Here is a 278-nt window from a genome sequence, read left to right on the forward strand (position 1 = left end):
AGCGCCCGGCATTCATGAGGCGTTCATCTCCGAAACAAACTCACAACCGTACTCACAGGCACACCACAGCACGACCACATGGGTGCAACAGGGCGCTTGACGACAGTCGTCGTCATGCGAACCGAACCTTCTCCCGGCACCTTGCCGGCGCGGGAACACCTCCCGGCCGGAAATGCCGGTACGCCTGTCCTGGACGTAGTGATCCCCGTCTACAACGAGGAGAAGGACCTCCAGCCGTGCGTGCTCAGACTGCACGAGCACCTGTCCCGCACCTTCCC

Annotated in this window: 1 pseudogene; it reads left to right on the plus strand. The window is 62.2% G+C overall.

Going from position 1 to position 278, the window contains the following annotated elements:
• Window positions 1–114: 114 nt before the first annotated feature.
• Window positions 115–278 (plus strand): annotated as a pseudogene (locus tag AOK01_RS45665) (bifunctional glycosyltransferase family 2/GtrA family protein); the annotation flags it as partial.

This window comes from Streptomyces aurantiacus (genome assembly GCF_001418335.1).
In the GTDB taxonomy this organism is placed as follows: Bacteria; Actinomycetota; Actinomycetes; order Streptomycetales; family Streptomycetaceae; genus Streptomyces; species Streptomyces aurantiacus.